The 24,203-nt window shown below is 49.2% G+C and carries 22 protein-coding genes and 1 other annotated feature; of the genes, 13 read left to right on the forward strand and 9 right to left on the reverse strand.

From position 1 onward, the window contains the following. Window positions 1-77 precede the first annotated feature (77 nt). Together PGR10_RS07650 and sbcB are read left to right on the forward strand one after the other, a co-directional pair. Entirely contained in the window at window positions 78-1,226 is a 1,149-nt protein-coding gene (locus tag PGR10_RS07650; protein WP_316424341.1) for an acyltransferase family protein, read from the forward strand. Window positions 1,227-1,381: 155 nt separating this feature from the next. Further along, entirely contained in the window at window positions 1,382-2,803 is a 1,422-nt protein-coding gene (gene sbcB / locus PGR10_RS07655; protein ID WP_430923279.1) for an exodeoxyribonuclease I, read from the forward strand. Window positions 2,804-2,840: 37 nt separating this feature from the next. Here the strand turns inward: sbcB and fusA are convergent, their stop codons facing one another. Further along, window positions 2,841-4,943, reverse strand: a complete 2,103-nt coding sequence (fusA, locus tag PGR10_RS07660) for an elongation factor G (protein WP_430923280.1) — start codon at window positions 4,941-4,943, stop codon at window positions 2,841-2,843. Window positions 4,944-5,181: 238 nt separating this feature from the next. Here fusA and PGR10_RS07665 point away from each other — a divergent pair, with 238 nt between their 5' ends. Then, on the forward strand, window positions 5,182-5,493 hold the full coding sequence (locus tag PGR10_RS07665) for an ArsR/SmtB family transcription factor (protein WP_015365828.1): 312 nt from the start codon (window positions 5,182-5,184) through the stop codon (window positions 5,491-5,493). Window positions 5,494-5,607: 114 nt separating this feature from the next. Here the strand turns inward: PGR10_RS07665 and plaP are convergent, their stop codons facing one another. The 4 genes from plaP to PGR10_RS07685 all read right to left on the reverse strand — a co-directional run bounded on the left by plaP (window position 5,608) and on the right by PGR10_RS07685 (window position 8,997). Then, window positions 5,608-6,966, reverse strand: coding sequence for a putrescine/proton symporter PlaP (gene plaP / locus PGR10_RS07670; RefSeq protein WP_015365827.1), 1,359 nt, complete (start codon window positions 6,964-6,966; stop codon window positions 5,608-5,610). Next, window positions 6,956-7,018, reverse strand: a complete 63-nt coding sequence (yoeI, locus tag PGR10_RS07675; protein WP_096335043.1) for a membrane protein YoeI — start codon at window positions 7,016-7,018, stop codon at window positions 6,956-6,958. Before yoeI ends, plaP begins: the two co-directional genes overlap by 11 nt. A 236-nt stretch (window positions 7,019-7,254) precedes the next feature. Then, window positions 7,255-8,136, reverse strand: coding sequence for a LysR family transcriptional regulator (locus PGR10_RS07680; protein ID WP_430923281.1), 882 nt, complete (start codon window positions 8,134-8,136; stop codon window positions 7,255-7,257). Between the two features lie 36 nt (window positions 8,137-8,172). Beyond that, on the reverse strand, window positions 8,173-8,997 hold the full coding sequence (locus PGR10_RS07685) for an SDR family oxidoreductase (RefSeq protein WP_430923283.1): 825 nt from the start codon (window positions 8,995-8,997) through the stop codon (window positions 8,173-8,175). 176 nt (window positions 8,998-9,173) lie between these two features. Between PGR10_RS07685 and hisL the strand changes: the two genes are divergently transcribed. From hisL to hisIE, 9 genes are all read left to right on the forward strand, one after another. Beyond that, a complete protein-coding gene (hisL, locus tag PGR10_RS07690) occupies window positions 9,174-9,224 on the forward strand; it encodes a his operon leader peptide (protein WP_009654477.1) in 51 nt (16 codons plus the stop codon). Continuing rightward, window positions 9,200-9,322 (forward strand) — a sequence feature (His leader region). (Overlaps the previous gene by 25 nt.) Window positions 9,323-9,370: 48 nt before the next feature. Then, entirely contained in the window at window positions 9,371-10,270 is a 900-nt protein-coding gene (gene hisG / locus PGR10_RS07695; RefSeq protein WP_045379285.1) for an ATP phosphoribosyltransferase, read from the forward strand. Window positions 10,271-10,309: 39 nt separating this feature from the next. Next, entirely contained in the window at window positions 10,310-11,614 is a 1,305-nt protein-coding gene (gene hisD / locus PGR10_RS07700; RefSeq protein WP_430921113.1) for a histidinol dehydrogenase, read from the forward strand. Then, the gene (gene hisC, locus PGR10_RS07705; protein WP_430923284.1) at window positions 11,611-12,672 is read left to right on the forward strand and encodes a histidinol-phosphate transaminase; all 1,062 of its coding nucleotides are present in this window, start codon (window positions 11,611-11,613) and stop codon (window positions 12,670-12,672) included. The genes hisD and hisC overlap by 4 nt, the downstream gene beginning before the upstream one ends. Continuing rightward, the gene (hisB, locus tag PGR10_RS07710) at window positions 12,669-13,736 is read left to right on the forward strand and encodes a bifunctional histidinol-phosphatase/imidazoleglycerol-phosphate dehydratase HisB (protein WP_087860476.1); all 1,068 of its coding nucleotides are present in this window, start codon (window positions 12,669-12,671) and stop codon (window positions 13,734-13,736) included. The genes hisC and hisB overlap by 4 nt, the downstream gene beginning before the upstream one ends. Next, the gene (hisH, locus tag PGR10_RS07715; RefSeq protein ID WP_087860475.1) at window positions 13,736-14,326 is read left to right on the forward strand and encodes an imidazole glycerol phosphate synthase subunit HisH; all 591 of its coding nucleotides are present in this window, start codon (window positions 13,736-13,738) and stop codon (window positions 14,324-14,326) included. The genes hisB and hisH overlap by 1 nt, the downstream gene beginning before the upstream one ends. Then, window positions 14,326-15,063, forward strand: coding sequence for a 1-(5-phosphoribosyl)-5-[(5-phosphoribosylamino)methylideneamino]imidazole-4-carboxamide isomerase (gene hisA / locus PGR10_RS07720; RefSeq protein ID WP_015365819.1), 738 nt, complete (start codon window positions 14,326-14,328; stop codon window positions 15,061-15,063). Before hisH ends, hisA begins: the two co-directional genes overlap by 1 nt. Further along, window positions 15,045-15,821 carry an imidazole glycerol phosphate synthase subunit HisF gene (gene hisF, locus PGR10_RS07725; protein WP_430923285.1) on the forward strand — a complete coding sequence of 259 codons (777 nt, stop codon included), beginning with the start codon at window positions 15,045-15,047 and terminating at the stop codon, window positions 15,819-15,821. The genes hisA and hisF overlap by 19 nt, the downstream gene beginning before the upstream one ends. Continuing rightward, entirely contained in the window at window positions 15,815-16,411 is a 597-nt protein-coding gene (gene hisIE, locus PGR10_RS07730) for a bifunctional phosphoribosyl-AMP cyclohydrolase/phosphoribosyl-ATP diphosphatase HisIE (RefSeq protein ID WP_430923286.1), read from the forward strand. Before hisF ends, hisIE begins: the two co-directional genes overlap by 7 nt. A gap of 78 nt (window positions 16,412-16,489) precedes the next feature. Here hisIE and PGR10_RS07735 read toward each other — a convergent pair whose 3' ends face one another. Beyond that, entirely contained in the window at window positions 16,490-18,094 is a 1,605-nt protein-coding gene (locus tag PGR10_RS07735; protein ID WP_430923288.1) for a phosphoethanolamine transferase, read from the reverse strand. A gap of 341 nt (window positions 18,095-18,435) precedes the next feature. On the opposite strand from PGR10_RS07735, the gene PGR10_RS07740 reads away from it, so the two are divergent. Continuing rightward, on the forward strand, window positions 18,436-19,569 hold the full coding sequence (locus PGR10_RS07740; RefSeq protein ID WP_430923289.1) for an acyltransferase family protein: 1,134 nt from the start codon (window positions 18,436-18,438) through the stop codon (window positions 19,567-19,569). 49 nt (window positions 19,570-19,618) lie between these two features. Here PGR10_RS07740 and PGR10_RS07745 read toward each other — a convergent pair whose 3' ends face one another. The 3 genes from PGR10_RS07745 to PGR10_RS07755 all read right to left on the reverse strand — a co-directional run bounded on the left by PGR10_RS07745 (window position 19,619) and on the right by PGR10_RS07755 (window position 24,198). Next, window positions 19,619-21,103: a glycosyltransferase gene (locus tag PGR10_RS07745; RefSeq protein WP_430923290.1), complete on the reverse strand. Its 1,485-nt coding sequence runs from the start codon at window positions 21,101-21,103 to the stop codon at window positions 19,619-19,621. Window positions 21,104-21,107: 4 nt separating this feature from the next. Continuing rightward, window positions 21,108-22,277: a glycosyltransferase family 2 protein gene (locus PGR10_RS07750; protein WP_430923291.1), complete on the reverse strand. Its 1,170-nt coding sequence runs from the start codon at window positions 22,275-22,277 to the stop codon at window positions 21,108-21,110. Between the two features lie 166 nt (window positions 22,278-22,443). Further along, window positions 22,444-24,198: a glycosyltransferase family 2 protein gene (locus tag PGR10_RS07755; protein WP_430923292.1), complete on the reverse strand. Its 1,755-nt coding sequence runs from the start codon at window positions 24,196-24,198 to the stop codon at window positions 22,444-22,446. Window positions 24,199-24,203: the final 5 nt, after the last annotated feature.

The following is a 24,203-nucleotide window of genomic DNA, read 5'->3' on the forward strand; positions in this document are numbered from 1 at the left end:
GGCGTTAGACATTTGTTTCATATTATAGTAGGTATTGGAAGATCTTTTACATGTTATTACTCAATGATGGTGGAAAAATGCATCAAAATAAAAACTGGTCTCCTGAGCTTGATGGCTTGCGAGGCTATGCTTCCTTGTGGGTCCTGCTCGGTCACATTTGTATTTTGACACGATGCAACATCCCTATCCTGAGTAACCCGGATTTTGGTGTCGATCTTTTCATTTTGCTGTCCGGCTACCTGATGGCCAAGAATTACATAGAGAGGCAGCATGTCGAACCCTGGACGTCCGTGAAAACGGTAACTTCATTTTGGACAAGGCGCTTTTTCCGAATCGCCCCGCTTTACTATGTCCTTCTAATTGTGGCATTTATTTTCGGTGAAACCTTTGGCCATTACCGGGATGCTATCGCGCTGGCATGGCCTGAAACGCAAACGGAGACCGCGAGATATACCGACTCTTCAATGGCGAACGTGTTAACGCACATCTCATTCACCTTTGGTTTCCTTCCTTATTATTCATTCAGGACAGTTCTTCCTGACTGGAGTATTGGGCTTGAAATGCAATACTATGCCCTGTTCCCGTTTATCATGATGCTGGTTTTGGGGATTGGTTTCATTAGGACTTGCCTGGCAGTGATTGTAATGTGCGTAATGGCAGCATTTATTTTTCCTGGATATTTCGCCGCATTCCCTATGCCCTCAATGATTTTATTCAAACTACCTTTATTTATATCAGGAATGTTGCTCTATAAAGCCGTAGCAGAGAACAGTAAGATTTATGTTATGGTTGCATTGCTTTCCCCACTCGCTGCATTTTTAATGGGTTACTTTACTTCACCTATCAGGATGATCATTGAGATTATGATAATCCTTGGGATGTCGACTCTTCTGATGCCACATAGTGAGAAATCGCCTCTAAAAGGTATTGTCTTCCTGGGCAGAAAGTTACTTTCCGCCCGCTTCAGCCAGTTCCTCGGCGACGTATCTTATTCGGTATATCTGTTGCATTTAATGATTGTTATTCCGTTGATCGGATGGCTTGTTCAACATCAGACCTATGTGCAACTTCCTGCATTGATCCGTTTTGTTATTGCTGCAGTGATAATTTTACCAATAACTTATATCATTGCTATAAACCTATACAAATACATTGAAAAAAGAGGCATTGCATTGGGGCGTAAAATTATAAAACCTAATAGCATTAAGGTTAACGAAACGGCTTAAACAATACCTATAGCCAAAGAGAGTACGTGGCGATATTATCTTAAAATAATATCGCCACGACATTAAAATCCAATACAAACTTTAGTTGCGCCTTCAATGCTAATAGGAGAAAATTAGCCTATCAAATAGATTATCAAAGCGATTACATTTCAATTATGGCTGACGGCGAACAACAATCTTTCCTCTTCCACGACTACGAAACCTTCGGTACCAGTCCTTCGCTCGACCGGCCGGCGCAGTTCGCCGCCATCCGCACCGATAGCGATCTGAATGTCACTGGCGAACCGGAAGTCTTCTACTGCAAGCCTGCCGACGACTATCTGCCGCAACCGCAGGCGGTGATGATTACCGGTATTACGCCACAGGAAGCGCTGGCCAAAGGTGACAACGAGGCCGCTTTCGCCCGCCGCATCAACGATCTGTTCACGGTGCCGAAAACCTGTATCGTCGGCTACAACAATGTCCGCTTTGATGATGAAGTCAGCCGTAATATTTTTTACCGCAACTTCTACGATCCGTACGCCTGGAGCTGGCAGCATGATAATTCGCGCTGGGACCTGCTGGATGTGATGCGCGCCTGCTATGCCCTGCGCCCGGAAGGTATCAACTGGCCGGAAAATGAAGACGGTCTGCCAAGCTTCCGCCTTGAGCATCTGACCGTCGCGAATGGCATTGAGCATAGCAATGCCCATGATGCAATGGCCGATGTGTACGCCACTATCGCGATGGCGAAACTGGTGAAGGCCCATCAGCCGCGCCTGTTTGAATATCTGTACAGTCATCGTAATAAACGCAAGCTGGCGACGTTGATTGACGTGCCGCAGTTGAAACCACTGGTCCACGTTTCCGGGATGTTCGGCGCCGCCCGCGGCAACACCAGTCTGGTCGCGCCGCTGGCCTGGCATCCGGATAACCGCAATGCGGTGATAATGGTTGATCTGGCGGGGGATATGTCACCGCTACTGGAGCTTGAGGCTGATACTCTGCGCGAGCGTTTGTACACCCCGAAAGACGAACTCGGCGATTTACCGGCAGTGCCGATTAAGCTCGTTCATTTAAATAAATGCCCGGTGCTGGCGCAGGCCAATACGTTACGCCCGCAGGATGCCGACCGTTTAGGTATCAATATTCAGCGCTGCCTGGAGAACGCCCAACTGCTGCGCGCAAATCCGCAGGTTCGTGAGAAAGTGGTGGCCCTGTATGCCGAAGCCGAGCCGTTCGTGCCATCGGATAATGTTGACGGCCAACTGTACAACGGATTCTTTAGCGATGCCGATCGCGCGGCGATGAAGATTGTGCTGGAAACCGAACCCCGTAATCTGCCGGCGCTGGATATTACCTTTGCTGATAAACGCATTGAACGCCTGCTGTTTAACTACCGCGCGCGTAACTTCCCCGGTACGCTTGATGAAAACGAACAGCAGCGCTGGTTAGAGCACCGCCGTAACGTCTTTACGCCGGAATTTTTGCAGGCCTATGCCGATGAACTGCAGGTGATGTATCAACAGTATGCTGACGATAGTGAAAAACAAGCCCTGTTGAAGGCGCTGTGGCAATATGCGCAGGAAATCGTTTAACCCGGGCCAGGCCGTACCGTAGCCCGGGAGTACTGACTTAACTTTTCGCGCGGCTGGCGATGATGTCGTCGGCCACATTACGCGGCGCTTCCGCGTAATGATGGAACTCCATGCTATAGGTCGCGCGGCCCTGCGACATCGAGCGCAGCGTGGTGGAATAACCGAACATTTCGGCCAGCGGCACATCGGCACGAATAATCTGGCTACCGAAACGCTCCTCCATCCCCTGCACCATTCCGCGACGGGAAGAGAGATCGCCCATAATATTGCCGGCGTACTCTTCCGGCGTCTCCACTTCGACGTGCATCACCGGCTCCAGGATCACCGGGTCCGCTTTTCGCGCCCCTTCCTTAAAGCCAAAAATCGCCGCCATACGGAAAGCCATCTCGGATGAATCAACGTCATGATACGAACCAAACGTCAGAGTCGCTTTGACGTCGACAACCGGATAGCCCGCCAGCACACCGGCGCCCATCGCTTCACGCAGCCCTTTTTCCACAGAAGGGATGTATTCACGCGGTACCACCCCGCCTTTGGTGGCATCTTCAAACACAAAGCCGCTACCCGCAGCCAGTGGCTCCAGGGTCAGCACGACGTGCCCATACTGCCCCTTACCGCCGGACTGCCGCACAAATTTGCCTTCCACATCCTTCACCGTTTTACGGATGGTTTCCCGATAGGTAACCTGCGGACGGCCAATATTCGCCTCAACGCCGAACTCGCGTTTCATGCGGTCGACGATAATCTCCAGATGCAACTCCCCCATCCCGGAGATAATCGTCTGCCCGGACTCTTCATCGGTATGCAAGCGGAACGACGGATCCTCGGAAGCCAACCGCTGTAGCGCAATGCCCATTTTCTCCTGGTCGGCCTTGGTCTTCGGTTCAATCGCCAGCGAAATGACCGGTTCCGGGAACTCCATACGCTCAAGAGTGATGACCGCATCCGGATCGCACAGCGTATCGCCCGTCGTGACATCTTTTAGACCAACACAGGCGGCAATATCACCGGCATGCAGCTCGTCGACTTCGTGGCGATCGTTGGCATGCATCAGCACGATGCGCCCGATACGCTCTTTCTTGCCCTTCACCGGGTTAAAGAGCGCATCGCCTTTTTTCAACGTTCCGGAATAGACGCGAATAAAGGTCAACTGGCCGACGTAGGGATCGGTCATGAGTTTAAACGCCAGCGCCGACAGCGGCTCATCGTCGCTCGGGTGACGTTCCGCCGGTTGCCCCTTGTCATCAATGCCCTGAATCGCCGGAATATCTAGCGGCGACGGCATTAACTCAACGACCGCATCGAGCATCCGCTGCACGCCTTTATTTTTAAAGGCGCTGCCGCAGAGCACCGGCTGGATTTCGCCGTCGACCGTGCGTTTACGTAGCCCGGCCACAATTTCCGCTTCGCTCAGTTCGCCGCTTTCGAGATATTTATCCATCAGTTCATCACTGGCTTCCGCCGAGGCCGAAACCATTTTTTCCCGCCACTGCCGGGCCTGTGCCAGCAGGTCATCAGGCACAGGCGCATAGCTGAACGTCATCCCCTGCGTGGCATCATCCCACAGAATGGCCCGCATCTTTATCAGGTCAACGACGCCGGTGAAATGCTCTTCGGCGCCAATGGGGATAACAATCGGCACCGGATTGGCCTTCAGGCGATCGATCATCATTTGCACCACGCGGAAGAAATCGGCGCCCGGGCGGTCCATTTTGTTCACGAACGCCAGTCGCGGAACGTGATACTTGTTGGCCTGCCGCCAGACGGTCTCTGACTGCGGCTGTACGCCGCCGACCGAGTCATAGACCATCACCGCGCCGTCCAGCACGCGCATCGAGCGTTCTACTTCGATGGTAAAGTCCACGTGCCCCGGGGTATCAATGATATTGATACGATGGGGCTCAAAGCTGCGGTCCATCCCGGGCCAGAAGCAGCTTACCGCTGCGGAAGTAATGGTAATCCCACGCTCCTGCTCCTGCGCCATCCAGTCGGTAATTGCCGCGCCATCGTGTACTTCACCCAGCTTATGGCTCATCCCGGTGTAAAACAGAATGCGCTCAGTGGTGGTGGTTTTGCCGGCATCGATATGCGCGGAGATACCGATGTTGCGATAACGTTCGAGGGGGATGGGTCGGGGCATGATGCGTCCTTAGTCATTTTGACTATCAATGAGCGGCTAAATCTGCCGCGGTTAGGTTTACGGCATCTATAATAGTACAATTGTACGAGTATACTCGAACTATTTTCACTATCACTGCTATCGGTCAGCTTGCGACGGCGTGCGTGGCGCAAGAAAAGGAGTTTGGGTATAGTAGCCGCCAGCCGCCAATACGGGTTGCTGTTCGCGTGAACAGCACAACCGCCGACACAGGAATATTATGATCGCCAATCACCCCGAACGTGAACAAATTCGCCTCGAAAATGTTCTTTTTGCCCTCGGCAACCCCTTGCGGCTGGAAATCATTCGCACGCTCTCCGACGGCAGCGAGCAGAGCTGTAACGCGCTGCGCAAAGAAGATATCGCTAAATCCACCATGACTCACCACTGGCGGGTGCTGCGCGACAGCGGCGTGATCTGGCAGCGGCCACAGGGGCGTGAAAATCTCATTTCGCTACGCCGCGACGATTTGGATGCCCGTTTTCCAGGACTGTTGGATACACTGCTTAATGTGATGCGACAGGAGAAGTAAGCCATCCCTGTCCCCCCGGTAAGGCGACAGCCGCCAGCGGGGGGGAAAACCAGCGGACGCCAGAAACAAAAAAGCCGGAGGTCTTCCTCCGGCTTTTCTTATCATAAAGCGTAATTACGCAACGTCTTCGTACTGTGGTACCGGGTTGCGGAAGCTTTTGGTTACGCACGCCAGGTAAATCAGACCGATACCGGCCCAGATCAGACCCAGGATCATCGAGCTCTCTTCCAGGTTAACCCACAGCGCGCCAACGGTCAGAGCGCCGCACATCGGCAGGAACAGATACTGGAAGTGGTCCTTCAGCGTCTTGTTGCGTTTCTCGCGGATCCAGAACTGGGAGATAACCGACAGGTTAACGAAGGTAAACGCCACCAGCGCACCAAAGTTAATCAGCGCAGTCGCCATCACCAGGTCAAAGTTAATCGCCAGCAGCGCGATCGCGCCAACCAGGATGATGTTCATCGCCGGGGTGCGCCAGGTCGGGTGAACGTAGCCGAAGAAGCTTTTCGGGAATACGCCATCACGGCCCATCACGTACATCAGACGCGCAACGCCAGCATGCGCCGCCATACCGGAAGCCAGCACGGTGATGGTGGAGAAGATCAGCGCGCCCACCTGGAAGGCTTTACCTGCCACATACAGCATAATTTCAGGCTGTGAGGCATCCGGATCCTTAAAGCGCGAGATATCCGGGAAGTACAGCTGCAGGAAGTAGGTGGCAAAAATGAAGATCAGGCCGCCAATCAGCGCAGTCAGGAAGATAGCGCGCGGAATAACGCGTTCAGCATCTTTGGTCTCTTCAGACAGATTGCTGATACCGTCAAAACCGGTAAATGAGAAGCAGAGTATCGTCGCCCCGGTAATCATCGGGATAACGTGCGCATCGCCGGACCAGAACGGACGGCTGCTGGCCAGCGTACCGGCGCCCTCGCCTTCAAATACGCCATACACCACCATGCCGAGGATCACGGCAATCAGCACCACCTGCAACACCACGATAACGGTATTGAAGTTGGCGACGGACTTGATGCTGCGCAGGTTGAAGGCGGTCATGAACGCGACCAGCGCGATAACAAACACCCACGATGGAATCGAAGGCACCAGCGCTTCAAAGTAGATTTTCGCCAGCAGGATGTTGATCATCGGCGCGAACAGGTAGTCGAGCAGAGAGGACCAACCCACCATGAAGCCTACGGTCGGGCTAATGGATTTCTGGGCGTAGGTATACGCGGAACCCGCGGAAGGATAACGGCGTACCAGCTTCCCGTAGCTCAGCGCAGTAAAAAGAATAGCGATTAACGCAAAGGCGTAGGCCGTCGGCACGTGACCGTCGGTCATACCAGAGACGATACCAAACGTATCGAACAGCGTCATCGGCTGCATATAGGCCAGGCCCATCATTACAACCGGAACTAACGTAAGCGTTTTACGTAATTCCACGCGAGAGGTATTTGGAGTAGCGTTATGCGACATAGTTATCCCCTTTTACGGTGAAGGCCAGCGCGTAAGCAAAAAATTGCCCCATTTCTTTCTATTCCTCAGCGACAACGACTGTCGGTTTTTAGTAAATATCTATCCGGTACGAAGCCCGGCCTCTTGGTATTGAATGATGTGTCTTTCGACCAAAAAAATAACCGACACTTTAAAAAAAGCGTCGGCTAGTCTCTGGTTTTCAGGCTGCGTATTTTGCAACAACTTCTGGCTTAATGACAAGATGTTGTAGGGTTTATTAATAGGCTAAGAATTCTAACCGACTAATATTCATACTATTTTAGTATTGTAGATCTGACGAATAGCACTATTTGCTAATATCGCTTGTAACCACCATTGCGCGGCAAGGCCAAAAACGTCTTCATTCCAGCCAATCCATGCCCGATGCAACCGCGCGGGTGTGGTAATGCGTTTCTCGACCAATTTTCCCTTCTCAAGCCAGGGCTCAGCCAGATAACGCGGCAGGTAGGCCCAGCCCAGGCCGGCGCATACCAGCTCCAACAGGCCGTTCATATCAAAAACCGTCACCGTCTCCTGCTTTTCGCCCGGCGGTAAAGCGGCAGCGCAAATAATCGTCCGGTATCGCTGTAACACTCGCAAACTCAACGGTTCCTTAGCCTGCGCCAACGGATGATTAACCTCGACTACAAAACACAGATCCAGTTCGCCAAGCAGACGAAAACCATAACCCACCAGCGTTGGCGGCTCGTTAAGCGCGCCCAGCACCATGTCGACCTCGCCTGCCGCCAGAGCATCCCAACCGCCAGCAGCGGTGAACTGCAAACGGGTCACGTTGTGCTGTTGATAAAACTGTTCCATCAAGGAAGATAAAAGCGAGAAAGGGAAAGTCATATCGACACTGATGGTCAGAGTATTTTCCCAGCCCTGATGTAGCCTGATGGCCTGCAGCTCAAGTTCGCGAGCGGTATGGAGTAGCTCACGCCCCTTCTCCAGCAGCATCTGCCCGGTGCAAGTAAAGCGCGCCCGATGACCGCTGCGATCCAGCAGTTGGATATTCAGATCGCTTTCTAATTTATGGATGGTATAGCTCAGCGCCGAGGGGGTTTTATAGAGCTTTGCCGAGGCCGCGGCAAAGCTCCCCTCTTTATCTAAGGCATCAAGAATAACGAGAACATCCAGCAGTGGTTTCATCGCCCCCCCTTACGGTACGCGATCGTCTGCTGGCGGTTACTCCATCGGCATCACCAGCGGATCGGGGTACTGGTATTCAAAGCCAAACTCATAGCATATCCGGTTGCCATCAATGATTTTGCCTTTACCCCCCTCCGGGTTATCGGTAAATACCGGTAACGGCAGCCCAAGTTCACGGGCCATCTGCGGATAAAAGACGCCGCGCGCCGGATGCTGCGGCGCACATATATTATAGATGTGTCCGCCTTTCGGAGCCTGAAGCAATAACTCAATCGCGGCAATAACGTCCTGCAGATGCACCAGATTGACCCCGTGCTGGCCATCCGGGGCCGATTTACCGGCAAAGAAACGGCCCGGATGGCGCGATGGTCCAACCAGTCCGGCAAGACGCAGAATATCCACCGAGGTCCCCGGCAACGCATGCAGCCAGTCCTCCAGCTCTTTCAGAACCCTGCCGCTGGCGGTTTGTGGATTGCGTGGCGAATTTTCCTTCATCGTCCCTTCGGTATTGCCATAAACCGAAGTCGAACTGGTAAAAATAATGCGTGGAATATGCCGCGAGAGCGCGGTATCGACAATCTCCTGCACCGCCTGTAGATAAAAATCTTCCCCGGGCCCCGTGCGCCGCGCAGGTAACGTGATGACCAGCGCATCGACGTTCATCATCGCGTCCAGATCCTCTGCATCACAGATCAACTGGGGTTCAAGGCGCAGCGGATACCCTTCTATTCCGCACATCCGCGCCGCCTCTACGCCGTCCTGCGTCGTTTTACTGCCGGTGACATGCCAACCGCGCGCCCGCAATGACAACGCAAGCGGCATGCCCAGCCATCCTAACCCGACAATCGCGACCTTTTTCATACCCTGGCTCCTGACTCATTCGCTGTGCTGATACTAGGCTACGCTAGCCTGCGAGACCTGACAATTTGTTCGGCGAATATGAAATGAATTAATGATGGAAAAAAGGGCTTGCTTTATGCGCCGCAACTGGTTTAGGTTAAAAGACATCAAATGCATAGTCATTCAAAGAGAATTTTATGAACAGCGTTCAATTTAAAAACCACCACCATCACCATCATCCTGACTAGTCTTTCAGGCGATGTGTGCTGGAAGACGTTTGGATCTTCCAGTGGTGCATGAACGCAAAGAGAGCCCCCGGAAGATTCACTTCCGGGGGCTTTTTTTTTGGACCGAATTCGGACAGATTCAGACAGGTATTCAGAGGAAAACAACAATGTTAGACAACACCCGTTTACGCATAGCTATTCAGAAATCCGGCCGTTTGAGTGAGGATTCACGCGAACTGCTCGGCCGCTGCGGCATTAAAGTCAACCTGCACACCCAGCGTCTGATCGCCCTTGCGGAAAACATGCCGATCGATATTCTGCGCGTTCGCGATGACGATATTCCGGGGTTGGTGATGGACGGCGTTGTCGACCTTGGCATTATCGGCGAGAACGTGCTGGAAGAAGAGCTGCTGAGCCGCCGCGCGCAGGGCGAAGACCCGCGCTATTTCACCCTGCGCCGTCTCGATTTTGGCGGATGCCGCCTGTCGCTGGCGACACCGGTGGATGAAAACTGGAATGGCCCGGCGGCGCTGGACGGCAAACGCATCGCCACCTCTTACCCGCACCTGTTAAAACGCTATCTCGATCAGAAAGGTATCTCCTTTAAATCCTGTCTGCTGAACGGTTCTGTCGAAGTCGCGCCGCGCGCTGGCCTTGCCGATGCCATCTGCGATCTCGTTTCTACCGGCGCAACCCTTGAAGCCAACGGTCTGCGCGAAGTTGAAGTTATTTATCGTTCCAAAGCCTGCCTGATCCAGCGCGACGGTGAGATGGACGATGCGAAACAGCAGCTGATCGACCGTCTGCTGACCCGTATTCAGGGGGTTATCCAGGCCCGCGAATCGAAATACATCATGATGCACGCGCCGACCGAACGGCTGGAAGAAGTGGTGGCACTGCTGCCGGGCGCCGAGCGGCCAACTATTCTGCCGCTGGCGGGCGACAAACAGCGGGTAGCGATGCACATGGTCAGCAGCGAAACCCTGTTTTGGGAAACCATGGAAAAACTGAAAGCGCTGGGCGCCAGCTCCATCCTGGTGCTGCCGATCGAGAAGATGATGGAGTAATCCAGCAATCCGCATACGGGACAAACAGGGGAAATGACCATGAGCTTCAATACCATTATCGACTGGAATAGCTGCAGCGCCGCACAACAGCAACAACTATTAATGCGCCCGGCGATTTCAGCTTCCGAGAGCATCAGCAAAACGGTAGCCGGGATCCTCGGCAACGTTAAAGAGAATGGCGATGCCGCTTTACGCGAATATAGCGCCAAATTCGATAAAACCACCGTCACGGCGCTGAAAGTGTCTGACGAAGAAATTGCCGCTGCCGGCGCGCGCCTCAGCGACGAACTCAAACAAGCGATGGCGGTAGCGGTCAACAATATCGAGACCTTTCATAACGCGCAGCAGTTGCAGGTTGTCGATGTTGAAACCCAGCCCGGCGTACGCTGCCAGCAGCTTACCCGCCCTATCGCCTCTGTCGGCTTATATATTCCGGGCGGCTCGGCGCCGCTGTTTTCAACGGTGCTGATGCTGGCAACGCCAGCGCGCATTGCCGGCTGTCAGGAAGTGGTACTGTGTTCGCCGCCGCCGATTGCCGATGAAATCCTTTATGCGGCGCACCTGTGCGGCGTGCGTAATATCTTTAACGTCGGCGGCGCGCAGGCTATCGCGGCAATGGCCTTCGGTACCGAATCGGTGGCAAAAGTCGCTAAAATCTTTGGCCCCGGCAACGCCTTCGTCACCGAGGCCAAACGCCAGGTCAGCCAGCGCCTCGACGGCGCGGCCATCGATATGCCTGCCGGCCCGTCGGAAGTTCTGGTGATCGCCGACGGCGGCGCGACGCCGGATTTCGTCGCCTCCGATTTACTCTCCCAGGCGGAACATGGCCCGGATTCCCAGGTTATCTTGCTGACCCCTGACGCCGACATGGGCTCCCGGGTCGCCGCAGCGGTTGAACGTCAGCTAGCTGCCCTGCCGCGTGCCGAAACCGCACGTGAAGCGCTTTCCGCCAGCCGTATCATTGTCGCCCGCGATCTCGCGCAATGTGTAGAGATCTCAAATCAGTACGGGCCGGAGCACCTGATTATCCAGACCCGCAACGCCCGTGAACTGGTTGACGGTATCACCAGCGCCGGTTCGGTATTCCTCGGCGACTGGTCGCCAGAATCGGCAGGTGATTACGCCTCCGGCACCAACCACGTGCTGCCAACTTATGGGTACACCGCGACCTGTTCCAGCCTCGGTCTGGCGGATTTCCAGAAACGAATGACCGTACAGGAACTGACGCGTGAAGGCTTTGCCGCCCTCGCCCCGACTATCGAGATCCTGGCTGCAGCCGAACTGCTGACCGCCCACAAAAACGCCGTGACGCTACGCGTGGCCGCCCTTAAGGAGCAAGCATGAGCATTGAAGACTTAGCCCGCGCCAATATTCGCGCGCTGACGCCGTATCAATCCGCCCGCCGTCTTGGGGGAAAAGGCGACGTGTGGCTGAACGCCAACGAATTCCCCACCGCTGTGGAATTCCAGTTGACCGAACAGACGTTAAACCGCTACCCGGAACCACAGCCGAAAGCGGTTATCGAAAACTACGCGCAATATGCTGGCGTAAAACCAGAGCAGGTACTGGTGAGCCGCGGTGCTGACGAAGGTATCGAGTTATTAATCCGCGCTTTTTGCGAACCCGGCGAAGACGCGGTCCTTTATTGCCCGCCTACCTACGGCATGTATAGCGTCAGCGCCGAAACTATCGGCGTTGAGTGCCGCACGGTGCCGACGCTCGCCGACTGGCAGCTCGATTTGCCTGCTATCGAAGCGAATCTCACCGGCGTGAAAGTGGTGTTTGTCTGCAGCCCAAATAATCCAACCGGGCAGATAATCAATCCACAAGATTTCCGCGCCCTGTTGGAAATGACGCGCGGTAAAGCGATCGTGGTAGCGGATGAAGCCTATATTGAGTTCTGTCCGCAGGCGTCGCTCGCCGGTTGGCTAAATGAATACCCGAACCTGGTTATCCTGCGCACCTTATCGAAGGCTTTTGCGCTGGCCGGGCTGCGCTGCGGTTTTACGCTGGCGAATGCAGAGGTGATTAATGTCCTGCTGAAAGTCATCGCGCCTTATCCGCTTTCGACGCCGGTCGCCGATATCGCCGCCCAGGCGTTGAGCCCGGCAGGAATTGCCGCCATGCGCGCGCGTGTGGCGCAGATCCTTAATGAGCGCGCTTACCTGGTCAATGCGCTGCGTGGCATCGCCTGCATCGAGCAGGTGTTCGATTCCGAGACCAACTACCTGCTGGCGCGGATAACCGCCTCCAGCGCGGTGTTTAAATCTTTGTGGGATCAGGGCATTATCTTACGTGACCAAAATAAACAACCCTCATTAAGCGGCTGTTTGCGTATCACTATCGGTACCCGTGCAGAGAGCCAGCGCGTGATTGACGCTTTGACTGCGGAGAATGTATGACCCAGAAGTTTCTCTTTATTGACCGTGACGGTACGCTTATCTCCGAACCGCCGGTTGATTTTCAGGTAGACCGGTTTGAAAAACTGGCCTTCGAGCCGCAGGTGATCCCGGCGCTGCTTAAGCTGCAGCAGGAAGGCTACAAGCTGGTGATGATCACCAACCAGGACGGGCTTGGTACCGATAGCCTGCCGCAAAATGAGTTCGACGGCCCGCACAACCTGATGATGCAGGTCTTCTCCTCGCAGGGCGTTAACTTTGAATCCGTCCTGATCTGCCCGCACATGCCTGGCGATAACTGCGACTGCCGCAAGCCGAAGACCCAGCTGGTATTGCCGTGGCTGGAAGACGGCGTGATGGATAAAGCCCACAGTTACGTCATCGGCGATCGCGCCACTGATATAGAGTTAGCGGATAACATGGGCATCACCGGCCTGCGCTATAACAGTGAAACGCTAAACTGGCCGACCATCTGCGAACAGCTGACCCGTCGCGATCGCTACGCTCACGTTGAACGTATCACCAAAGAGACCCAGGTTGACGTTAAAGTCTGGCTGGACCGTGAAGGCGGCAGCAAGATCCACACCGGCGTTGGTTTCTTCGACCACATGCTCGATCAGATTGCCACCCACGGCGGCTTTCGCCTGGAGATTAACGTCGGCGGCGATCTTTACATCGACGATCACCACACCGTAGAAGATACCGGCCTGGCGTTAGGCGAAGCGCTGAAGCTGGCGCTGGGTGATAAGCGCGGTATCAACCGCTTTGGCTTCGTGTTGCCGATGGATGAGTGTCTGGCGCGCTGCGCGCTGGATATCTCTGGCCGTCCGCACCTCGAATATAAAGCTGACTTCACCTATCAGCGCGTCGGCGACCTGAGCACCGAGATGGTCGAACACTTCTTCCGCTCGCTCTCCTATACCATGGCGGTGACGCTGCACCTGAAAACCAAAGGTAAAAACGACCATCACCGCGTTGAGAGCCTGTTCAAAGCCTTCGGTCGTACGCTGCGCCAGGCCATTCGGGTTCAGGGCGACACCTTGCCATCTTCAAAAGGGGTATTGTGATGAACGTGGTGATCCTCGATACCGGGTGCGCCAACCTCAACTCGGTGAAATCTGCGGTGAGCCGCCACGGCTATGAGCCAGTGGTCAGCCGCGAGCCGGATGTTGTTCTGCGCGCCGATAAACTTTTTCTGCCCGGCGTCGGCACCGCGCAGGCTGCGATGGATCAGCTGCGCGAACGCGAGCTCATTGACTTGATTAAAGCCTGTACCCAGCCGGTGCTGGGGATCTGTCTCGGCATGCAGTTACTCGGTGCGCGCAGCGAAGAGAATAACGGCGTTGAGTTACTGGGCATTATTGATGAAGACGTGCCGAAAATGACCGACCACGGATTGCCGCTGCCGCATATGGGATGGAACCGGGTGTATGCCAAAGCCGGCGATCGTCTGTTTCGCGGCATTGAAGAAGGCGCCTATTTCTATTTCGTACATAGCTACGCCATGCCGGTCAATCCGTACACTATCGCCCAATGCAACTACGGCGAGGCCTTCACCGCGGCGGTACAGAAAGATAACTTCTTTGGCGTACAGTTCCACCCTGAGCGCTCAGGTAGCGCCGGTGCGCAGCTGCTGAAAAATTTCCTGGAGATGTAATGATCATTCCAGCTTTAGATTTAATTGACGGTACCGTGGTACGCCTGCATCAGGGCGACTACGGCCAGCAGCGCGACTATGGCAACGATCCGTTACCACGCCTGCAATCCTATGCAGACCAGGGCGCGGAAGTATTGCACCTGGTTGATCTGACCGGGGCAAAAGACCCGGCAAAACGTCAGATTCCGCTGCTTAAGACCCTGGTCGCCGGTGTTACGGTACCGGTGCAGGTCGGCGGCGGCGTACGTACGGAAGAAGACGTTGCCGCACTGCTTGACGCCGGCGTGGCGCGCGTAGTGGTCGGTTCAACGGCGGTGAAATCGCCGGAAGTGGTCAAAGCCTGGTTTAAACGCTTTGGCCCGGAACATCTGGTGCTGGCGCTGGACGTACGCATTGATGCCGATGGCAATAAACAGGTGGCGGTGAGCGGCTGGCAGGAAAACTCTGGCGTCACTCTGGAAGAGCTGGTGGAAAGCTATCTGCCGGTCGGCTTGCAACATGTGCTGTGTACCGATATCTCCCGCGATGGCACTCTCGCGGGTTCCAACGTCTCACTGTATGAAGAAGTCTGCGCGCGTTATCCGCAGGTGGCGTTCCAGTCTTCCGGCGGGATCGGCGGTCTCAACGATATTGCCGCGCTGCGCGGAACCGGCGTTCGCGGCGTGATCGTCGGCCGCGCGCTGCTGGAAGGTAAATTCAACGTAACGGAGGCTATCCAATGCTGGCAAAACGGATAATCCCCTGCCTCGACGTCCGCGACGGCCAGGTAGTGAAAGGCGTACAGTTCCGCAATCACGAAATTATCGGTGATATTGTGCCGCTGGCAAAACGCTATGCCGATGAAGGCGCGGATGAACTGGTGTTCTACGATATCACCGCCTCCAGCGATGGCCGGGTAGTCGATAAAAGTTGGGTTTCGCGCGTGGCGGAAGTGATTGATATTCCATTCTGCGTCGCGGGCGGGATTAAGTCTCTGGAAGACGCAGCGCAGATCCTCTCCTTCGGCGCCGACAAAATTTCAATTAACTCGCCTGCGCTTGCGGATCCAACGTTAATCACCCGCCTCGCCGATCGCTTTGGCGTGCAGTGCATCGTGGTAGGTATCGATACCTGGTTAGATGAACAAACCGGTAAATATCACGTTAATCAGTACACCGGCGATGAGAGTCGAACTCGCGTCACCCAATGGGAGACGCTGGATTGGGTGCAGGAAGTACAAAAGCGCGGAGCAGGAGAAATCGTCCTCAACATGATGAACCAGGACGGCGTGCGCAACGGTTACGATCTGGATCAGCTCAGAAAGGTCCGTGAAGTATGTAACGTTCCGTTAATTGCCTCCGGCGGCGCCGGAACCATGGAGCACTTCCTTGAGGCCTTCCGCGACGCCAACGTCGATGGCGCCCTCGCCGCTTCCGTGTTCCATAAACAGATTATTAATATTGGCGAATTAAAAACGTTCCTGGCAGCCCAGGGCGTGGAGATCAGGGTATGTTGAGTGAACAGCTCGATTGGCAAAAAACCGACGGCATGATGCCGGCCATCATACAGCACGCTGAATCTGGCGAAGTGTTAATGCTGGGATATATGAATGAAGACGCGCTGGCGAAAACGCAAGAAAGCGGCAAAGTGACCTTCTACTCGCGCACCAAACAGCGCCTGTGGACAAAGGGTGAAACCTCCGGCAACTTTCTTAATGTGGTCAGCATCACCCCCGATTGCGATAACGATACCCTGTTAGTGTTGGTCAAGCCGATAGGCCCGACCTGCCACAAAGGGACTTCAAGCTGCTTTGGGGAAACCGGACACCAATGGCTGTTCCTCTATCAACTGGAACAACTGCTGGCCGAACGCAAACATGCTGACCCGGAGAGCTCATACACCGCGAAACTGTATGCCAGCGGCACCAAACGTATTGCGCAAAAAGTAGGTGAAGAAGGCGTGGAGACCGCGCTTGCAGCAACGGTACATGATACGTTTGAGCTGAAGAATGAGGCTTCTGACCTGATGTATCACCTGCTGGTGCTGCTGCAGGATCAGGGACTGAATTTAGGGGAAGTGATCGATAATCTTAAGTCTCGACATTAGTAAAACATTACCTGCATAAAATTGACTCTGGTTTAATGTGATGACCATTTAAACCAGAGTCAATGTTTTAACCGTCTATTAAGGATGTTGCGGTAAGGGCACATCCCTTAATTCAGAGAAACGAATAGCGTCTTCTTTTTCATTCAGCACGAAATCAGAATTTTTTACCGCGTCTTTCATATGCTCATCAGAAACAGCATAGCCCATCATTTCTAACACCAGAAATTTGGTTAAATCAGATGAGAAGTAGTGGTTGTTGTTGCGCAATTTTTCAGCCTTCGCACACCAGGAGGTATCATTCATCAGCAATGGAATTTTATACATCTCATTATCGCTGGATGGGAAACCATGCCCCTGACCAACAACTTCCCCATGGTCTGATACATAAACTAACTTGTAATCTTTAAGATAGGTATCAGCAAGGGTAAAAATACTCTTTAAGGTATCATCGACGCTATAAATAGACGCATCATAATCATCAACCATTGGGTTGTCCGCTTCCCCTCTACGGTCAGAATAAGGCAAATGGTTACCCATCAAATGAATGACGTAAAAATTTCTCTCTTGCGATTGCTTAAAATAATGCTTGATTGCCGGTAATAACTTTTCATCCTGCCCCTCGTTAACTGGGAAACGGGTATTATTATCTTCCGGAGTTTGCAGTACTTCAGCATATTTTGCCAGATAACCGAAAGGCTTGTTCCACATGTTGTTTTGCATCTGAGAGTCGAACCAGTACGTGTGGTAGCCCTGCAATTGTGCCATCTCGATAAGATTCTTAAATTTAAACAAGTTGCCACGCTGCAAGGGCGTTTCAAAAGAAACCAGCATCGGTACTGCAAGTCGTGTTTGCGCAGCCGGTGAGTGAACGTTATTAACGACACATATTTGTCCATCTCTATCCATCTGCGATAAGTTTGGCGTAGTATCTTTTCCATAGCCATAAATGCCATAGCGTCCAGGGTTCGATGATTCGCCGATGACATAAATAATGTTCTTGCTACCTTCAGTCTCTTTTTTAATATAAGCAGGATATTCTGTATGCTCTATCTTTTTGTATTTAACATCATCAACTATATTTTCAGCGATAATCGACACTGAGGAAACAAGAGGTCCAAAAAAAATCTTGTACTGATCGATGTATGGCTGAGAAATAAAAGTTGGTGAATATTCGAGATTGTTAATAAAGAATTTTGTACCCCAAAAACTAACACCATCGATCACGGGCTTTGAAAGAATAAGAATAAGACTAATAGTCAAAACAACGCGCTCTTTAACGGAGTAGCGTGCCTTCGGTATTTTAATCGATAACAGTGAGAGCGCAAAAAGTATGAAAAGGAAACCCACAAGGAATTTGAGACCAAACGTTTGCACTGTACCTAATGAAACGGATAGGCCTACCCCGAAGGTTGACATAACCATACTGGTAGATAGTCCACCATATTTTTGATAGATAAAATAAGTCAGAAATGTGATCAATGAAACAAAAACAACCAGACTATTTCTAATTATTTTATTACGAATACAAAAAATCAAACGTAAGAAAATAAAGACAGAGAAAAAAGTGGTAAAAAATATGTTTGTAGGTTCAAACCAACACAACACAAGGGACAGAAAAAACAGTATAAAATATAAAAAACGTCTGGTTTTTAAATACTCTAAACATCTAAAAAAAGCACTCATGCAAACTCCGAAATAAAGCAACTTATTATTGTGCATTGTAATGTTGCTATTTTAACACACTGAATCTCACTGACAAATATCACTCCATTGATCCTGGATAATGAAAGCGTTTAAAAATAATTTATTCGGCATGATGAGAGCTGCACTCCGGGCTTAATTTCACATACTTAAGCAAATTTAATGTTAAATCCACAATCGTGAAACCGATCACAACAACAAAAAAATAACTATCAGTTAACATCAGTGTGGTAATATAAACAAATACCGTCAGGTTCTCCTACTTGACGCGTTGATTATGGAATCACAACAAAAATAAAGCCAAACAGGCTACGGGGTCTCACTTGCAACATTATAAACATCTCGACGGACTCCGCGGAGTCGCGTCGCTTGTCGTCGTTCTTTACCATATGGATGTATTTATGGGGGTGCTGGTATCGCCAAATGGATTATATTCGCAAAACTCAGTATGGTGGCAGATATATCGAAGAATATTGGATGGAAACTTCTCAGTTTGTCTATTTTTCGTGATGAGTGGCTATGTGTTGCTCATTGGCTTTTATAAGCGGCAAAACGACATTTCTTATCTTAAAGAAAGTTTTATAAAAAGATACTTTAGACTTACCCCACTGGTACTCGCTTCAGTCATTCTGGCTGTTGTTTTACAAAATACGATTGGCTTCCATAATGTCGACATGGCGGCCATCGTAGGTGGACACGAGTGGTTAAAATCTAACTATCAATCAGAACTCACACTAACTGGCGCTATATACAATGGTCTGTATTCTGCTTACATAGGTGATACATCCTATAATGGACCCCTCTGGACGATTAAAATAGAGTTAATGGGATCACTCTTTCTGTATCTCTATGCCGCATTATTTTTTGTCAAAAAAAAAGGTGCCCACATCATTATATCAGCAATACTTATCTATCTGATTGAACCGACACTTGGCTGCTATTTGATACTATTTATCATTGGCGGTACTATTTTGGTATATAACATAAAGCTTGAACCTAAGTTTTTTCTTCCAGCCAGTATATTAACAATTGTACTTGCAACAGAAAATCCTTGGACAATTGAAATTAACTTCTTAAATGAACTCACAGGTTTTAGTAAAGAAGGTTTAGCCACATTCTGTCATTCAATCGCAGCAGTAGTTTTATTATTAATAGCGAATACATCATCAAAACTTTCAAATTACCTGTCCAGACCTGTGTTTACTTTTCTGGGTAAGATCTCATTTTCCTTATATGTGTTTCATATCCCTATTATCATGAGTATTGGAACGGCTTTATTTGTTTATTTGCATGATGCAGGTATTACTAACCAATTTTCTAGTATAATAAGCACATTAGTCAGTTTATTATGTTGCGTGCTTATCTCATGGCTGGGCTATACATTTGTTGATAAACCTTCAACCAAAATCGCATCCTTAGTTGGCGACAAGTTGAATATGAGAGCCAGCGAATTGTAAAAAAAAGCCGCGAAAGAAATCTTTCGCGGCTTTTAGTAACACAGAAAAGTTAAAATGTTTTAGCTTTTAATAGCTTTAAATAAAACATAAATCTTTCTCTTCCTTTATTTTTGGCTATTACCAGCATATCAAATTTTGACAGAATCTTTTTGGATACGAAAATTTGTGCCAGGACCTGTTTAAAATACTCATCCTTGAATTTGGCTTCAATCACACTCCACGCCCAGAAATGGACATCGAGTTCTAACTCAAATAATTTACGTTCTTCATCATAGTTGAACGTATCTGAGTTACGACTGTAGATCCAATCAAAAATAGGGAAATGAACATAAAGTCGGTCATCCCGCACAGAAATATCCTGACCTAAGCGCCCTTGACGATAATAGTAATAATCAAAAGGTATATTAGCAATAATCTTAGCGTTTAAAAAAGTCTCAAACTGGAAAGGTAAATCATCAAACCGGCGAATATGCTCAGGGAAAGAAATGCCTTTGTTTTTCAGCATGTCGGCAGAGTAAATACGACGCCACATCGTTGGGCGTTCGCGTAACAAATCTAGGCGAGTGAGATTGATGTCCAGTGGGAACTTGACTATTTCACCAGTCTCGTAAGCTTCTTTATAGCCACACTGGGAAATATCAGCATTTTTCATCACCGCTGCACGGAACAAATCTTCATACATCTGAAGATCGCACCAATCATCGCCGTCAACAAAACCAATATATTGGCCTTTGGCCTGGCTAACGCCGGCATTTCGCGCTGTCGCGCAACCACCGTTTACTTTATGGATGACTTTCACTCTACCTGGGTATTTCGCCGCCCAAGCGTCAGCTTTCTCACCGGAATCATCCGGCGTACCATCATCGACGACTAAAATCTCAATATTCTCAATGGACTGATTAGCCAGTGACTCTATGCACTGGTCGATATAGGCGCTGATATTATATGCAGGTACGACGACTGAAACTTCATACTCATACTTCTGGCGGCTACCCGTAAGAGGTTGGTGTTGATCCTGGATACGCCAGTAAAAAGTATTCGCCGCACGCGCGCATTGGCGATAAACAATCAATGGGTCAATATCATATTGGTTGAATTCACCACAAATATGGTCAAGTTTCCACTGCGCAGTGACATATTCCAAAGCTGCCCGACTAAATGCCGGAAGAGAAATACGTACACTAACGTGCCGCTCTCCAATCAATTCATTAATTTCGGGGTTCGAGAAATTATCAAACAGATAGACACGATCTTTCAGTTCAGGGTTTTTGTTTAATAGTTCCTGAATACGCTTAAATTTGCTTGCATTAGATTCAACAACAATAATCGCGCGCGGCTTGCTGTTATAGAATGCGACCAGAATTTCAAGACCGGTATAAGTCCCCACAAAAGCCAAAACATCACTTTCGCAAGAAAACAAATCTACGCCAAAAAAACTGCGCTCGATAATATGCTTATGTTGTGCCAGCTCATCATGGCTAATTGCTGAAGGTAGTTTATTTAGATATGCATTCAATTGTGTTCTATTGATCATTTTGTTAACCCACTACCCGTTTTCCGAACTTGTTTTTTGCAAAACGCAAAGCTTTTTTGAAGATCAATTTATTGACATCAATGTTTGCAGTTGAAATAGCCTTCAACAATTTAAATTTTGTTGACAGCGTTTGCTTACCAGTACTGTACTCAGTGAGGAAATCCGTAGCACCATTGAAAAACGCCAACATGAGAATGAACTCTCTGTTACGTTCCGCAAAGCCTAAGGATGTTTTTAAACGCGAACGCACAACCGGATTCGATGCCGAAAATAGATCCACACCTTGCTGGAAGTAACGCCGTCTGTCGCTCAGAGTTGTATATCGTCCACACCAGAAAATCATTTTGAATATTAGCGACATCACACAATATTGCTGATAAGCATTGAGGCCCGTAACTTCAGGCTTTTGCAATAACTCTTTCGCTGTCTTAATGATATCAAATCGCTTTTCGCTTTTTTGATCTGTAATCTTCCCTTCGCGATTAACTCGGTAAAAATAGCCGACAGTATCTATCATACCAATTTTTGTTGCGTTAACCAGACTTACAATATGCGGGGTAACATCTTCAAAATGAATACCCACTGGGAAGATAGTTATATACTTGTCAAAAAACTCTTTCTTAAGGATACGGTTGTTCGTATTTGGTTCAAGGCTGAGAATTTGCGGATATGCTGCAATATTAACAGTCTTCTTAAGTTCACCGCCTAAAATATAATCCCACGTCGCCGCATCATAGAATGGGTAGGAATCTTTAGTTTGGTTGTCATACACGTATGAACGATATAATACAATATCAAGATCGTCAGACTTAGCAAACTTCAGCGAATCCAGAACAGCTTTTTCATTTAACCAATCATCGCTATCGCAGAAAGAAATATATTGGCCATTCGCATAGCGTAAGGCCGTGTTTCTGGCCTCGGATAGTCCTTTATTTTCCTGGGATATGAAAACTGCATTACCTTTATAGGTATCAAGCCACTGCTGAACAACTTCGACACTATTGTCAGTACTACCATCATTTACAATGATAATTTCTACTTGATCATTACCATTTTTATCAAATGAAGATAAAGTCTTCTCCACAAAACCAGAGGTATTATAGACTGGTACAATAATAGACAATTTTGGTATAACCTTCGATTGTCGAGTATCACAAACTATCATGTCGCTCATTACTGTCTCTTGTATGAATATATTTAACTTCAGGCTAGATTTTATAACCTAACCAAATCAAAATTTATATCTTTCGTATAAATATAACTCTGATTCTTACCCGTAAGAAGAAATAATTAACTGTAACAACATTATCATTAAGAATAAAGACCAAAGCAGTCAATATTTAAATAAAGTATTTTTTCCAAAAAGTCTCAGATGTAAAGTATGAAATCTTATTTCCATACTCTTCTGCAACAGCATTATAAGTAAAGTACCCTTTGCTAATGACCCATAGTGTTTTAATTATCAATCTAGCACAGCGTAATTTATTTTGTTTCAGTACGATAAAACTACCGTCAGTAGTTTCATAGTAAACTTCAGTATTCAAAAAAACCTGTTTTGTCGGATGAATTTCCGTGTTCGGTATTCGTACACTATTTCCAGACGTGATAAACTTAGGAACCAAATGACCATTGAGAAGAAACAGCCTGAGTATCTTAGCCCATTTAGGCTCAGGTCCATTACGGTCCGTTTTTTTCACGGCCTTGCCATCCGCTACTTCTCCTGGGCGTTCATCTTTCGACAACTCACTAATCCGTCTACGAGCTTTTTCAGCATCAGGATCGTCAATCCAAAAATCACCACCTTTCATCACATCTAAATAAGCTTCGATGATAGCCTCGGCCGAAGAATATCGGTAGGAAAAGCATAGTAAAAGCACTTTTGCTAATATCCAAAAAGCTATCTGTCTTCTTTTCTTTGGCGACGGGTATACAAACGCCGGGACCAGCAACCCTCTGACGCTTAAATATTCAACTAATGCACTATATTTTTGATTAAAATTCATCTGCCACGATGCAATGCCATTGAGAGTCACGATCGGGTAGGCGTGCATTACTCCGAATAAAATGTCATCGCCACGGACAAAGAACGGAAAAGCATAGTGTTTTGCCGCTGATACTTTAAAAGCGCAGAACCACCATGCGGCATAATTGGCCTGTCCGTCCTCTTGATTAAACACATCAAGCCCGCCTGGTGTTGAAACATCAACACCGTTTTTTAAGGGCCGCATTCGTATCTGCTTGTAAGGATAAATAGCGCCGGCCTCGTATACTGTCTGAGGTTTATCCTCATATAGCATACTGCCTGCAATCATCTGTTCATCGTTTTTTGAAAAACACATGAACCAATATGCTCTTTTGATACTTTCAATTTCACAGGATGCGTCATCATCCATAAAGATACAATAAGTTTCTTTATTGTTCTTTTTCACCTCAAATAAACCGCGGGTGAAACCACCGGCCCCCCCCATGTTTTTATTTTTTATATAGGTAACATTAGGTCCTGGCTCTAAATCTAAATTGCACCCATTATCTATAACATATACATTAAATTTTGACTGACCGACACTATCGGCAAATAAGTTCTCCTCAAATCTCGACAATGTCGATAATAATGCTGCCTGTCGATTATAAGTAGTGATGACAATCGCTAACTTACCAAAATTCTCTACTGCCCCATATGTAGTAAAAGAAAAACTCCTGATTTCACTATCATCAATTGACGACCAGTAAAAATAAAGCCTACCGTCAAGACATTCACTTAATTCTAGATTATCTATTGTAACTGCCCCTTCAACTTCGCGCTGAAAGACTTTCTTTAATACATCATGGTTTTTGAAGAAAATAGTGGCAATACCTCTACCAACAACATCAATTTTAAAACCAAGCTGATTAACCGTTGTGTATTTAGACCATTTTTGGAGATCAAATGAATTATAAAAAGTATCAAAACAAACTTCTTGATTCTTAAATACCCTAACGTACCCTGCATCATTAACGCATGTAGATACATTATCAGATAAAAAATACAGAGCGCTAATTTCACGGTGGTGTATATCAGGGAATACTGATGACTGTAACGAAATACTATTATTCATAGACC

It is taken from the genome of Klebsiella sp. 141198 (assembly GCF_050600785.1).
GTDB classification, from domain to species: Bacteria; Pseudomonadota; Gammaproteobacteria; order Enterobacterales; family Enterobacteriaceae; genus Klebsiella; species Klebsiella aerogenes.